Origin of the sequence: Citrobacter freundii complex sp. CFNIH2, assembly GCF_002880615.1 — a bacterium.
GTDB lineage: Bacteria > Pseudomonadota > Gammaproteobacteria > Enterobacterales > Enterobacteriaceae > Citrobacter_A > Citrobacter_A amalonaticus_F.
On record NZ_CP025757.1, the window covers coordinates 749,899 to 762,636 of the forward strand.

17 protein-coding genes are annotated in these 12,738 nt (G+C 53.9%); 6 read left to right on the top strand and 11 right to left on the bottom strand.

The genetic code is table 11. From position 1 onward, the window contains the following. Positions 1-11 precede the first annotated feature (11 nt). Entirely contained in the window at positions 12-1,445 is a 1,434-nt protein-coding gene (locus WM46_RS03725; RefSeq protein WP_102601474.1) for a DNA cytosine methyltransferase, read from the top strand. Beyond that, positions 1,426-1,893, top strand: a complete 468-nt coding sequence (locus tag WM46_RS03730; protein ID WP_102601475.1) for a very short patch repair endonuclease — start codon at positions 1,426-1,428, stop codon at positions 1,891-1,893. Before WM46_RS03725 ends, WM46_RS03730 begins: the two co-directional genes overlap by 20 nt. Here the strand turns inward: WM46_RS03730 and yedA are convergent. Beyond that, positions 1,885-2,805: a drug/metabolite exporter YedA gene (gene yedA / locus WM46_RS03735; protein WP_102601476.1), complete on the bottom strand. Its 921-nt coding sequence runs from the start codon at positions 2,803-2,805 to the stop codon at positions 1,885-1,887. The genes WM46_RS03730 and yedA overlap by 9 nt on opposite strands. A 171-nt stretch (positions 2,806-2,976) precedes the next feature. Here yedA and WM46_RS03740 point away from each other — a divergent pair, with 171 nt between their 5' ends. The 3 genes from WM46_RS03740 (at position 2,977) to dgcQ (ending at position 5,965) form a co-directional block, all read left to right on the top strand. Continuing rightward, positions 2,977-3,894, top strand: coding sequence for a DUF808 domain-containing protein (locus WM46_RS03740; RefSeq protein ID WP_102603769.1), 918 nt, complete (start codon positions 2,977-2,979; stop codon positions 3,892-3,894). A gap of 75 nt (positions 3,895-3,969) precedes the next feature. After that, positions 3,970-4,152 carry a YodC family protein gene (locus WM46_RS03745; RefSeq protein ID WP_102601477.1) on the top strand — a complete coding sequence of 61 codons (183 nt, stop codon included), beginning with the start codon at positions 3,970-3,972 and terminating at the stop codon, positions 4,150-4,152. A gap of 118 nt (positions 4,153-4,270) precedes the next feature. After that, positions 4,271-5,965 (top strand): cellulose biosynthesis regulator diguanylate cyclase DgcQ, encoded by a 1,695-nt coding sequence (dgcQ, locus tag WM46_RS03750; protein WP_061077886.1) that lies wholly within the window; start codon positions 4,271-4,273, stop codon positions 5,963-5,965. Here dgcQ and WM46_RS03755 read toward each other — a convergent pair. Both WM46_RS03755 and yodD read right to left on the bottom strand, forming a co-directional pair. Further along, positions 5,962-6,777 (bottom strand): mannosyl-3-phosphoglycerate phosphatase-related protein, encoded by an 816-nt coding sequence (locus WM46_RS03755; RefSeq protein ID WP_061077885.1) that lies wholly within the window; start codon positions 6,775-6,777, stop codon positions 5,962-5,964. The two genes, dgcQ and WM46_RS03755, sit on opposite strands and share 4 nt — an antisense overlap. A gap of 290 nt (positions 6,778-7,067) precedes the next feature. After that, positions 7,068-7,295 (bottom strand): YodD family peroxide/acid resistance protein, encoded by a 228-nt coding sequence (yodD, locus tag WM46_RS03760; protein WP_042318260.1) that lies wholly within the window; start codon positions 7,293-7,295, stop codon positions 7,068-7,070. A 130-nt stretch (positions 7,296-7,425) separates the two neighbouring features. Between yodD and dsrB the strand changes: the two genes are divergently transcribed. Continuing rightward, the gene (gene dsrB, locus WM46_RS26290) at positions 7,426-7,614 is read left to right on the top strand and encodes a protein DsrB (RefSeq protein ID WP_061077884.1); all 189 of its coding nucleotides are present in this window, start codon (positions 7,426-7,428) and stop codon (positions 7,612-7,614) included. A 55-nt stretch (positions 7,615-7,669) separates the two neighbouring features. On the opposite strand, the gene rcsA is transcribed toward dsrB, so the two are convergent. The 8 genes from rcsA to fliL all read right to left on the bottom strand — a co-directional run bounded on the left by rcsA (position 7,670) and on the right by fliL (position 12,653). Then, positions 7,670-8,293 carry a transcriptional regulator RcsA gene (gene rcsA, locus WM46_RS03770; RefSeq protein WP_046481259.1) on the bottom strand — a complete coding sequence of 208 codons (624 nt, stop codon included), beginning with the start codon at positions 8,291-8,293 and terminating at the stop codon, positions 7,670-7,672. A 280-nt stretch (positions 8,294-8,573) separates the two neighbouring features. Then, positions 8,574-9,368, bottom strand: coding sequence for a flagellar biosynthetic protein FliR (gene fliR, locus WM46_RS03775; RefSeq protein WP_061077883.1), 795 nt, complete (start codon positions 9,366-9,368; stop codon positions 8,574-8,576). A gap of 8 nt (positions 9,369-9,376) precedes the next feature. Beyond that, positions 9,377-9,646 carry a flagellar biosynthesis protein FliQ gene (fliQ, locus tag WM46_RS03780; protein WP_044257593.1) on the bottom strand — a complete coding sequence of 90 codons (270 nt, stop codon included), beginning with the start codon at positions 9,644-9,646 and terminating at the stop codon, positions 9,377-9,379. 9 nt (positions 9,647-9,655) lie between these two features. After that, positions 9,656-10,393, bottom strand: a complete 738-nt coding sequence (gene fliP, locus WM46_RS03785; RefSeq protein ID WP_043000284.1) for a flagellar type III secretion system pore protein FliP — start codon at positions 10,391-10,393, stop codon at positions 9,656-9,658. Next, on the bottom strand, positions 10,393-10,770 hold the full coding sequence (gene fliO / locus WM46_RS03790) for a flagellar biosynthetic protein FliO (RefSeq protein ID WP_081093712.1): 378 nt from the start codon (positions 10,768-10,770) through the stop codon (positions 10,393-10,395). Before fliO ends, fliP begins: the two co-directional genes overlap by 1 nt. Next, positions 10,770-11,183 carry a flagellar motor switch protein FliN gene (fliN, locus tag WM46_RS03795; RefSeq protein ID WP_042318274.1) on the bottom strand — a complete coding sequence of 138 codons (414 nt, stop codon included), beginning with the start codon at positions 11,181-11,183 and terminating at the stop codon, positions 10,770-10,772. The genes fliO and fliN overlap by 1 nt, the downstream gene beginning before the upstream one ends. After that, positions 11,180-12,184: a flagellar motor switch protein FliM gene (fliM, locus tag WM46_RS03800; RefSeq protein WP_042318275.1), complete on the bottom strand. Its 1,005-nt coding sequence runs from the start codon at positions 12,182-12,184 to the stop codon at positions 11,180-11,182. Before fliM ends, fliN begins: the two co-directional genes overlap by 4 nt. Positions 12,185-12,188: 4 nt before the next feature. Next, the gene (gene fliL, locus WM46_RS03805) at positions 12,189-12,653 is read right to left on the bottom strand and encodes a flagellar basal body-associated protein FliL (protein ID WP_061077881.1); all 465 of its coding nucleotides are present in this window, start codon (positions 12,651-12,653) and stop codon (positions 12,189-12,191) included. Positions 12,654-12,738 lie beyond the last annotated feature (85 nt).

A 12,738-nucleotide genomic window follows, 5' to 3' on the forward strand; every position in this document is an offset into this window, starting at 1 on the left:
CGGTTAACGATATGCAGCACAATCTTTCAGTAACAGGTTCGCTGGTTCCCGCAACAGACAGCAATGCAGACGTTGCGCAGGCGCTATTGGCGAAATTGTTGGAAATTTATGATGTTAAGACGCTGGTGGCTCATCTGAATGGAATCGGCGAGAACCACTGGAGTCCGGCCATTTTAAAGCGTGTGGTGGCGAATGCCTCCGCATGGCATCGATTAAGCGAACGAGAGTCGGCGTCTTTGCGTACCCTGTTGCCCACGCCGCCAGCGCACCATCCGCACTATGCCTTCCGGTTTATCGATCTCTTTGCCGGTATTGGCGGTATCCGTCGCGGATTTGAGGCGATAGGCGGGCAGTGCGTGTTTACCAGTGAGTGGAACAAACATGCGGTGCGTACCTATAAAGCTAACTATTACTGCGACCCGGCCAGCCACCACTTTAATGAAGATATTCGCGATATCACGCTCAGCCATCGCGAAGGCGTCAGTGACAGTCAGGCGGCAGACCATATTCGCCAGCATGTGCCGCAACATGATGTTCTGCTGGCAGGGTTCCCGTGCCAGCCGTTTTCTCTTGCCGGGGTGTCGAAGAAAAATGCGCTGGGACGCGCCCACGGTTTTGCCTGCGATACTCAGGGCACACTGTTTTTTGACGTTGTGCGTATCATCGACGCCCGCCGTCCACCAATTTTTGTTCTGGAAAACGTGAAAAACCTGAAGAGTCACGATCAGGGCAAAACGTTCCGCATTATTATGCAGACGCTGGATGAGCTGGGCTATGACGTCGCTGATGCCGGGGATAATGGCCCGGACGATCCGAAAATCATCGATGGCAAACATTTTTTGCCACAACACCGGGAACGCATCGTGCTGGTCGGGTTTCGTCGCGATCTGAACCTGAAGCGCGACTTTACCCTGCGTAATATCAGCACGTGTTATCCGCAGCGGCGGACGACACTGGCGGAATTACTGGAACCCGTGGTAGAAGCCAAATATGTGCTGACGCCTGTATTGTGGAAATATCTCTACCGCTACGCGAAAAAACACCAGGCGAAAGGTAACGGTTTTGGCTATGGCATGGTCGATCCCGCGAATCCGAACAGCGTGACGCGTACGCTTTCCGCACGCTATTACAAAGATGGCGCTGAGATTCTGATCGACCGCGGCTGGGATTTTGCCGCCGGGGAAGTGAATTTCGACGATCCGCAAAATCAGCAGCATCGTCCGCGTCGCCTGACGCCGAGAGAGTGTGCGCGACTGATGGGCTTCGAGTCGCCGCAGGGATACCAGTTCCGTATCCCCGTTTCTGACACCCAGGCCTATCGCCAGTTTGGTAACTCGGTGGTCGTGCCCGCGTTTGCCGCCGTGGCGAAATTGCTGGAAGAGAAAATTAACGCGGCGGTTGCGTTACGGCTGCAAGAGAGCGCTCATGGCGGACGTTCACGATAAGGCAACGCGCAGTAAAAACATGCGGGCCATCGCGACCCGCGATACGGCTATCGAAAAACGGCTTGCGGGTCTGCTGGCGGAGCAGGGGCTGGATTATCGCGTTCAGGATGCTTCGCTACCCGGACGTCCCGATTTTGTGGTGGATGAGTATCGTTGCGTCATTTTTACCCATGGCTGTTTCTGGCACCACCATCATTGCTACCTGTTTAAGGTGCCAGCTACGCGCACCGATTTCTGGCTGGAGAAGATAGGTAAAAACGTGGCGCGCGATCGCCGCGATATCCAGCATTTGCAGGAACTGGGCTGGCGAGTGCTGATTGTCTGGGAATGTGCGCTGCGCGGACGGGAGAAGCTTAGCGACGCCGCGCTGTCAGAACGTCTTGAAGAGTGGATCTGCGGCGGTGGCGCGCCCGCGCAGATTGACACTCAAGGGATGCATTTACTGTAACGTCTTTTTGTTTTCCACCGCGTCAGGCATCGGTTTGGCCGGGAAAAGGTATTTCCCCAACGTGACCAGAACGACCGCAAAAACGATGACCCCCAGCGCCAGCCATTCAATCGGCGCCAGACGTTCACCTCCCAGTCCCGTTCCCAGTAACACCGCAACGACCGGGTTCACATAGGCATAACTGGTTGCCAGCGCGGGGCTGACGTTACGGATCAAATACATATAGGCGTTGATGGCAATGATGGAACCAAACAACGCCAGGTAACCGACCGCCAGGAAGCCTGACAGCGACGGCAGCGCAGTCAATTTTTCACCGCTGAGCAATGAGGCACACATCAGTACGATCCCGGCGGCGAGCATCTCTATTGCGCCTGCCATCATCCCCACCGGCAGCGTAATACGAGAACCGTAGACGGAGCCAAACGCCCAACTGATTGAACCGATCAGAATTAATATCGCGCCCCACGGATTACCGCTCAGATTACCGCCGCTGTTAAGCATCACGATCCCCGCCAGCCCAATCGCAATCCCCAGCCACTCGAGCTTGCGGGTTTTAATGCCAAAGAAATGGCTGAAGCACAGGGTGAATAGCGGCACCGTCGCCACCACGACCGCAGCGATACCGGAAGGGACGTTTTGATGCTCCGCCACGGTGACCAGACCGTTGCCGACGGCCAGCAGCAAAATCCCAATCAGCGCCGCGTTAAGCAGAGGACGAAGCGGCGGCAGTTTATGGCCGCGCAGCAGTAAAAAGGCGGTTAACAATCCCCCGGCGGCGAGAAAGCGCACGCCAGCCATCATCAGCGGCGGCCAACTTTCCACACCGATACGGATGACGAAATAGGTGGAACCCCAGATGATATACAGCGCGAACAGCGCGCTGAAAAGCGGTAACAACTGCCTGAAACGCATAATCCCTCACGTAAGAAACGCTAACCAGCGACATAGTAAACGCGAAAACTATCGGGCTGGCGAGCGATATAATTCACCTGTATTGTTAGAAAAATGTTGACGAATAACGTCAGTTTCAGCCTCGTGCGTTTTACTCCATACTTAACGCTTCAAGAAGAAAAAAATGAGGGAATAACTTTGGCAGGAAGTAGTTTACTGACTTTGCTCGATGATATCGCCACGTTGTTGGATGACATCTCGATGATGGGCAAACTGGCCGCGAAGAAAACCGCTGGCGTACTGGGAGATGATCTGTCGCTTAACGCGCAGCAAGTAACGGGAGTAAGAGCGAATCGTGAATTACCGGTGGTCTGGAGCGTAGCGAAAGGCTCGCTGGTCAACAAAGTGATCCTGGTGCCGCTGGCGTTACTTATCAGCGCCTTTATTCCCTGGGCGATTACGCCGTTGTTGATGATTGGCGGCGCCTTCCTCTGTTTTGAAGGCGTGGAGAAAGTCCTGCACACCCTCGAATCGCGAAAACACAAAGAAGATCCCGCCGAGCGACAACGGCGGCTGGAAGCGCTGGCGGCGCAGGATCCGTTGGCGTTTGAGAAAGATAAAATCAAAGGCGCAGTGCGAACCGACTTTATACTCTCGGCAGAGATCGTGGCGATCACGCTCGGGATTGTGGCCGAGGCGCCGTTGCTCAACCAGGTGCTGGTTTTGTCAGGCATCGCACTGGTGGTGACCATTGGCGTTTATGGTCTGGTCGGGCTTATCGTTAAGCTGGATGATATGGGTTACTGGCTGGCAGAAAAAACCAGCGTGCTGGCGCAGGCATTAGGGAAAGGATTGCTGGTTGTCGCCCCGTGGCTGATGAAATCACTGTCGGTGGTGGGTACGCTGGCTATGTTCCTGGTGGGCGGTGGGATTGTGGTACACGGCATTGCGCCGTTGCATCATGCCATTGAACAGTTTGCCCGGCAGCAAAATGCCGTAGTGGCGTTGATTTTACCGACGCTGCTGAATCTGGTATTGGGGTTCATCATCGGTGCCATCGTCGTGCTGCTGGTGAAAGCCGTTGCCAGAATGCGCGGGGTTGCGCACTAAAAGTCTTCCTCAGAATGAGGCAAAACCGGGCATCCTCGTCTAAGGTGAAAACGTTCACTGAATACAGGAGGTAACATGGTTTTTTTGGTCAGTGAGGAAGTGACTGTGAAAGAGGGCGGTCCGCGCATGATTGTCACCGGCTATTCCAGCGGTATGGTGGAGTGTCGGTGGTATGATGGGTTTGGCGTCAAGCGAGAAGCATTCCATGAGTATGAACTCGTCGCTGGCGATACCTGTAGACTGTGTGAAAAAGCCTGATGACAAAACGCCCGGCGGATGTCGGGCGTTTTCTTAAAAAAAACGTGACGGCAACAATACGTAACGTACTGCGTTATGCCAGGATTAGGAAAGCAATAAAGAGTAGGGAGTGGGCAGAGTGCCGCACGAAGCAACGATGGAAAACTGGGGCTGGCTGAAAACGTTGGCGCGGCGACTCGGCCCTGGCCACGTCGTGAATCTCTGCTTTCTGATTGTCATGATTTTTTCGACGCTGCTGACCTGGCGGGAAGTGGTCGTTCTGGAAGACGCCTATATCTCCAGCCAGCGCAATCATCTGGAAAATGTTGCCAATGCGCTCGACAAGCAACTGCAATTCAACGTCGATAAGCTGCTGTTTCTGCGTGACGGAATGCATGAAGCGCTGGTCACCCCGCTGGGATTTTCGGTCTTAAAAGATGCGGTGACCCATTTTGAGCAGTTGCGTCATTCGCGCGTCTGGCAGCTTGAGCTGGATAAGCGACGGACGCTGCCGCTGAATGGCGTTTCTGATTCGTTTGTCAGTCAAACTCAGTTGCTCTCGCGCGACGATCAATCGCTGGATAACGAGCTGACCGCCGCGCTGGAAGTGGGCTATTTGCTGCGTTTAGCGATCACCCGCACATCAATGTCGCAACAGGCGATGTACGTCTCGCGCGCGGGCTTTTACGTCTCCACGTTGCCGACATCGCTCTCCAGCGACATTACTACCCGCTACTACGACTACGTGATCCAGCCCTGGTTCACCGGGCAGTCGCAGCGTAACAACCGCATGCGCGGCGTGCGCTGGTTCACCTCGCCGTCACCCGATCTCCCTTACGAGCAGCAGCGCGTGACCGTTAGCGTACCGCTGGATAATCACTTTTACTGGCTTGGTGTGCTGGCAATGACCATCCCCGTTTCGGCTGTCGAACGGTTTATGGATGAAGCCATCGATAAGGATGTGGAAGGGGAGTATCAACTCTATGACAGCAAACTGAAGCTGCTGGCCGGTTCCACGCCGGAATTGAGAAATGCGAATACCTTTGATGAGCGCGAACTGGCGATGCTCGCGCACGATATCGAGCAGGATACCGTAGGCGGTTTGCGCATGGGGAGCCGTTACATCAGTTGGCAACGTCTGGACCATTTCGATGGCGTACTGGTGCGGGTACATACTTTAAGCGAAGGGGTACAGGGCGATTTCGGCAGCATCAGTATTGCGCTGGCGTTACTGTGGGCGCTGTTCACCGCGATGCTGATCATCTCCTGGGTGGTAATCCGCCATATGGTCAGCAATATGTTTGTGCTGCAAAGTTCACTCCAATGGCAGGCCTGGCACGATACGCTGACCCGCTTATATAACCGCGGCGCGCTGTTTGAAAAAGCCAGGCACCTGACTCAGCGTTGCCGAACGCAAAAACAACCGCTGTCGGTTATTCAGATCGATCTGGATCACTTCAAAAGTATCAATGATCGCTTTGGTCACCAGGCCGGGGATCGGGTGTTAACACATGCCGCAGGCTTAATCAGCGGGACATTGCGTACTTATGATGTGGCGGGCCGCGTCGGCGGAGAGGAGTTCTGTGTGGTCCTGCCGGAAACTTCTCTGGCGCAGGCGGAGCAGATAGCTGAGCGCATCCGCCAGCGGCTGAATGAGAAAGAGATTCTGGTGGCGAAAAGCGCCACATTGCGGATTAGCGCCTCACTCGGGGTGAGCAGCACCCAGGAGACCGGGGACTACGATTTTGAGCAGCTCCAGTCACTGGCAGACCGCAGACTTTACCTGGCAAAACAGGCGGGACGTAACCGGGTTTGTGTCACGGATAAAGGCTAAGGTGTGGCGAAAAAGTGGGTCATTCCTTCGTCCCAGCCTTCCGGCCCCTCACGCTGTGTGCGGTAAACCTGCACGGTGCTGTCGGGGCGTAAAACCACCCCTTCTCGACTCAGTCCTTTGACGATCACCGCATAATCCATCGCCTCAAGCAGCGGGGCGTCGTTTGGGCCATCGCCCAGTCCGATGGTGACTGGACGTCGTTTCCACTGTCGCTGATAGAGATCAATCAGCCCGTTTGCCGCATGGTCTTTTCCTGAGGCGGCATCCAGGACATGCCAGAAGCGAGCGCCGTGGACAAACTGTAATCCCAGGTCGTTTAGCTGTCGGGCGAAGTCGGCCATACGCTCGTCGCTGTCGCGCCAGATCAGCGTGACTGAGGCTTCATGCAGGCGCGTTAAGCTGGCCTGAGCATGCGTCAAGCCAGTCCACTCGGCGATGGTGGACTCATCGACATCATCAAACGTCGTGAATTTAAACGAGGATCGGGTACGAAGTTTGTTAATCACGGCGCTAATTTCAGCCTGCGAGGCGCCGGCTATCTGACGCGGGAAGTCAGGGTGCGTCTGCCAACGGCTGTCCAGTTCAACCACGGCGCCATTCTCAGCGATCAGCGGCAGTCCCTGTAAGCCGAGCAACTTCTGAATATGCAGCATTTCCGCCGCCGTTTTGCTGCTGCACAGGATCAGCGGAATATTTTTCTCACGCAGTCGGGCGAGCCAGGCGGCAGCGGGTTGCCAGTCATAGGTGTGACTGTCCAGCAGGGTGCCATCCAGATCGGTAAAAATCAGCAGTGGAGCGTCGAGTGAAAGCATTTATATTCCTGTCACGTGAGTCGCCGTATTCTGGATAAATCCTAAAAACAGGTTTTTCAGCCTGAAGAGGGAATGGGATCGATCCCGTCATCCTGAGCGCTGGCACCCGGTCCGCCCTAACCATTAGAAGGATTAATCATTTGTCTGAAAAATATTTGCTTGTCATGAAAAAAAATTGCAGATAAGGTTTAGCGTACATCAGATTTCCTGGTGTAACGAATTTTCAAGTGCTTCTTGCATAAGCAAGTTTCATCCCGACCCGTCAGGGTCGGGATTTTTTTCGCTGCAGCTCAGCGATTAATTTCCGTCACGCTAAAGTCATGGATGTCGAGCTCAAACGCCTCGGCCAATTCATGCCATGTATGATACTCACGGCCATCCACACTGACTCTGTCCGGGTCGTTTCCGCTACGATGGATCTCGCTCTCGCTGATTTCATTAATCGCTGCCAGCAACGCGTCAACATCGACGCTGACTTCACGTTTTGCGGTATCGCTGTACTCTTTCGCGGTCTTCATTTCAACCTCGTCATTAACCGTGCCACAGACTAAGTATAGACCGTTGAGAAAACCCGCAATCAAACCGCTCAGACGCTGTCAGGCGGCGGTTTTTGTTCTACACTGGCACCAAAGCCACAGGAGGATAATGATGAAGGTGAATGATCGGGTCACAGTCAAAACGGACGGCGGTTCTCGTCGCCCTGGCGTGGTACTGGCAGTGGAAGAGTTTAGTGAAGGCACAATGTACCTGGTTTCGCTGGAAGACTACCCGCTCGGCATCTGGTTCTTTAATGAGTCAGGGCATCAGGATGGTATCTTTGTGGAGAGGGCAGAGTAGGATTGCGACGACCGATTTAAACCCGGCTGGTGGGACATCCACCAGTCGGGACGTCTCATCGCATGTTAACAAAGATACCGTTGGTCACGTTATCGGTCAGTCTGACGACATGATAGATAACCTGTTTGTTATGCGTCTTTATCTTTCGTTTTATATTCCCCTTATGGGATGACACCGTTTTCGCCTTGATATTCATTTGATCCGAAATTTGAATTGTTCCCTGGCCTTCCATCCACATGCGCAGCATGCTGGACTCCGTACGACTTAATGATAACGTCGGTAAATTTATTACCCCGGCGGAATCCGTCTCTTTTTTCAGAATATCGCCAAGGAGATCGTCCAGTGATTCTGGCTTTATTGATTTTGAACTGATCAATAAGTTTTTTCTGACTAACAGATATTCATCAAAATGCACATTGGCAATTGCCATAAAAACAATAAATAGCGTATTGGGATGCTGATTAATGATTTGCTTTATATGCTGACTGTTGGCTGGATCATGGATAAAACAGTCTTCATTAATAAACACCACAGAAGGTTGGTGTGTATCACAAGCGATGTCGAGTTCGTCAACGGTTTCGATGTCGTTGATTTCCCTTTTTTTCACCCCTCTGCTTACCAGATACCCGGTCAAACCTAGCCGGGTGTAACTGCATAGATCCATAATAATCGTTGACATGGCTTACCCTCACTCAATGCGTAACGATAATTCCCCTTACCTGAATATCTCATCACAACTTAACGGAATCGAATGCTTCACCTAATGAGACGCGTTTGCGGTTTTCAGGCGGACTTACTATCCCGTAAAGTTACGTATAATTTGCCTGGAATTGTCTTAAAGTAAAGTAAATGTTGCGTTATGTGAGTGAGATAAAAACAAATAAAGCGCGTGAGAGTTATCCTGGTAGATGTTTTTACTGAATGACTTTAGGATAATCCTTAGAAAAACAAGATAAACATTATGGACTATTATTAACGGGCAATTCACTAACAATATCAGCTAATAAATTGAAAATTTCGCTAAATAGGTGTTCACAAAATGGTGCAATCAATGGCATTAATGCGGCGATTAACGCGATGCCCACGGTCAGGGTAAGCGGAAAACCAATCACAAATACGGATAATTGCGGTGCCATACGATTTAGTAATCCCAGCGCCAGGTTCAGCGTTAGTAGCATGGTGATGACCGGCAGCGCCAGCATCATCCCGTTGAGGAAGATCAGGCTGCCCGCTCTGGCCAGCGCCAGAAACGCGTTGCTGTTCACCGGATTACCGCCAATGGGCAGGGTGTGGAACGTGTCGACCAGTAGCGAAATCAGCCACAGGTGACCGTCAAAGGTCAGGAACAACAGCATCGCCAGCATATCAATGATTCTGGCAAGCACCGGCATATTCAGGTGACTGGCCGGATCAACAAAGGTGGCAAAGGAAAGCCCCATCTGCAGACCGATAATCTCACCCGCCGTACGCACCGCCGCAAAGGCAAACTGCATGGTAAAGCCGAGCGCGATGCCGATCAGAATTTGCTGCATCGCCAGCCATAACGCGTTAAACGAAAAAATCGGCACATCGTTTGGCGGCAAAGAGGGGGCAATAACGACGGTGATGATGATCCCCAGACCCAGTTTCACCCGCTTGGGAACCGCGCGTTCACTGAGGATCGGGGCGGTGGTAATCAGCGCCAGCACGCGCAGCAGCGGCCAGAAATAGAGGCTCAGCCACTGCAGCCATTGATCGCTGGTTACCTGCAACATCCGTCGTCTTACCCGATGATGTAGGGCAGATTGGTGAACAGCGTGCGCACGTAATCCAGCAGCAAATTCAGCATCCACGGTCCGGCCACGATAATCGCCGTAAATACCGCCACGATTTTCGGGATAAACGACAGCGTCATTTCGTTAATCTGCGTGGCGGCCTGCAAAATACTGATGATAAGCCCCGTCACCAGTGCGACCAGCAGCAGGGGGGCGGCAAGCGCGAGGGCAACTTTCATGGCCTCGGTGCCAATCATCATGACCGATTCGGGTGTCATCTTTTGCCTCTAACTGTAGAAACTTTGTGCAAGCGAACCCACCAACAGCTGCCAGCCATCAACCAGCACGAACAGCATCAGTTTGAACGGGAGGGCAATGGTTGCCGGGGGAACCATCATCATCCCCAGCGCCATCAGCACGCTGGCGATCACCAGGTCGATAATCAGGAAAGGGATGAAAATCGTAAAGCCAATCTGGAACGCGGTTTTCAGCTCGCTGGTCACATAGGCGGGTAGCAAAATGCGCATCGGCACGGCTTCGGGCCCCTGAAGCGGACCGCTGTTTGCCAGACGGGCGAACAGGGCCAGATCGGCTTCGCGGGTCTGGCGCAGCATAAATTCACGTAGCGGCTGTGCGCCTTTGTCCAGCGCTTCCTGCATCGAGATTTTCTCTTCGCTGAACGGTTGGTAGGCCTCAACATAAATCTTGTCGATGACCGGCGACATGATGAAAAAGGTCAGGAACAGCGCCAGTCCCAGCAGCACCTGGTTTGGCGGCGCGGACGGCGTACCGAGCGCATTACGCAGCAGGCCGAAGACGATGATGATGCGGGTGAAGCTGGTCATCATCAGCAAAATAGCCGGAATAAAGGTCAGCGAGGTAATGAAGACCAGCGTCTGTACGGGAAGCGACCAGCTTTGTCCGCCGCCGGGCAGCGGTTGGCTCACCAGACCGGGAAGTTGCGCCAGCGCGGCGGGGCTGATAAGCCATAGACCGGTCAGCGTAAGGGATAACAAACGGCGCATCAGGATCTCCCGGAACGCTTAAGCAAACTCTTCATCATGGCCTGAAAATCGGCAGGAGCAGACGGCGTCTCTTCTGGCACTACAGGGGCTGGGGGGAGGGTATGCAGCACATTGATGTTTGACGCCGTGACGCCAAGCACCAGCCGTGCATCCTCAACATCAACAATCACCACCCGCTCGCGCGGACCCAATGAGGTACTGGCAGAGACTTTCAGGCCGCGCGTACTGCCGCCTTTCGGCGCAAAACCCAGGCGCTTGATTATCCAGGCGGCCGCCAGGATCAACAGAATGATCCCCAACAGCGCGCCGCTTACCTGCATCAAAGGCGAGCCCGGTACGGCAGAAGGCTGTTGAACAGTGGCCTGGGTTTTCATGATTAACGACTCAGACGACGCATTCGCTCAGACGGGGTGATGATGTCGGTAATGCGTACACCGTATTTATCGGCCACGACCACCACTTCACCCTGGGCGATCAGATAGCCGTTGATCAGGATATCCAGCGGTTCACCCGCCAGACCGTCCAGCGCTACCACGGAACCCTGCGTCAGGCGCAGCAGCTCTTTAATGGTCATGCGCGTGCGGCCCAATTCGACGGTCAGTTTGACCGGAATATCCATGATCAGGTCGATATCCTGCAGCGTGCCGCTGACATCGCCACCGCCAAGCTGCTGGAAAACGGCGTCTGCAGCACTTTTGCTGGTCGTCGTTTTTTGCTCGTTCAACGCGTCAGCCCACAGATCGTCCAATGCGCCAGTGTTCTCATCAGACGGATTATTCATGTCACTCATTTGGGCTGTTCCTCATTCAGCGAATTCAAAATCGGGTTAATCAAATGTTCCACGCGTAACGCATACTGGCCGTTAACCGTGCCGTATTGGCTGGTCAGTACAGGCACACCGTCCACATGAGCAATAATGCGGTCTGGTTTTTCTATCGGCAGCACATCGCCGGGTTGCAGTTTTAATATCTGAGAAAGGCGCAGCGGAATATCGGCAAAGTTCGCTACCAGCTCCAGCTCGGAGTGTTGAACCTGACGCACCAGATTGTCGCGCCAGTTCTGATCTTCATTCCGCGAGTTTTCCAGCGGCGGGTTCACCAGCAGTTCGCGCAGTGGTTCAATCATGCTGAATGGCAGACAGATGTTGAACTCACCGGTCAGGTTGCCAATCTCGACATGGAAAGGGGTGTTGACCACGATATCGTTCGGTGACGTGGTGATGTTGGTAAACTTTACCTGCATCTCCGAACGCACGTACTCCACTTCCAGCGGATTGATTGCCTTCCACGCGTCGCTATAGCCTTCCAGCGCCAGTTTCAGCATGCGGTTGATGACGCGCTGTTCGGTGTGGGTAAACTCGCGGCCTTCCACTTTCGTCGGGAAGCGACCATCACCGCCAAACAGGTTGTCGACGGCGATAAACACCAGGCTCGGCGAGAACACTACCAGCCCCGTACCGCGCAGCGGCTTCAGGTGGATCAGGTTCAGGTTGGTCGGCACCGGCAGGTTACGGGCAAACTCGTGATACGGCTGAATGCGGATCGCGCCCACGGTGATATCCGGGCTACGACGCAACAGGTTAAACAACCCCATCCGGAACTGACGGGCAAAACGTTCGTTGATGATCTCCAGCGCCTGCAGGCGCTCGCGCACCACGCGACGCTGGGTATTGGGATCGTACGGGCGAATTTCGCTTTCGCCCGCGATACCCGGAGTCGGCTCGTCTTTCGTGTCGCTGTCGCCATTCAACAGCGCATCGATTTCAGCCTGAGAGAGAATACTGTCGCCCATGTCTTTACCGCAGAATGAAAGCTGTATACAGCACGTCGGTGACGTCCTGTTTGGGTTGTCCGGCAACGAGCGGAGGGGAAAGCGTCTCTTTAATCGCCGCGATCAATTTTTGCTTACCTTCTTCGGTAGACAGTACATTGGCGTCCTGACGAGAGAACAGCAGCAGCAGACGGCTACGGACTTCTGGCAAATATTCGTTCAGGCGCGTGCGCGTGGCTTCATCCTTCAGACGCAGCGTCACGCCGACATACAGTACGCGATCCGCATCGCCCAGATTGACGGTAAACGTATCCAGGGCGAAGAACACCGGCGCAGGCGGCGGCGGTGGCTCATTGGCCGCCGGAGTGGGATGCTGCTGCATACGCCAGTAGCTATAGCCTGCGGTTGCGCAGGCGGCAAGGGTAATGATTACCAGCAGCGGGATCCAAATTGAGCGTTTGCTCTTTTTGCTAATCGCGGAATCAGTCATCTGATACGGGCTTCCTGTTTCGGTACAGCTTATCGGCTGATTATCCCGTGTCCTGACCACGGCAAAGCGTGGAAAAGACGCGGAT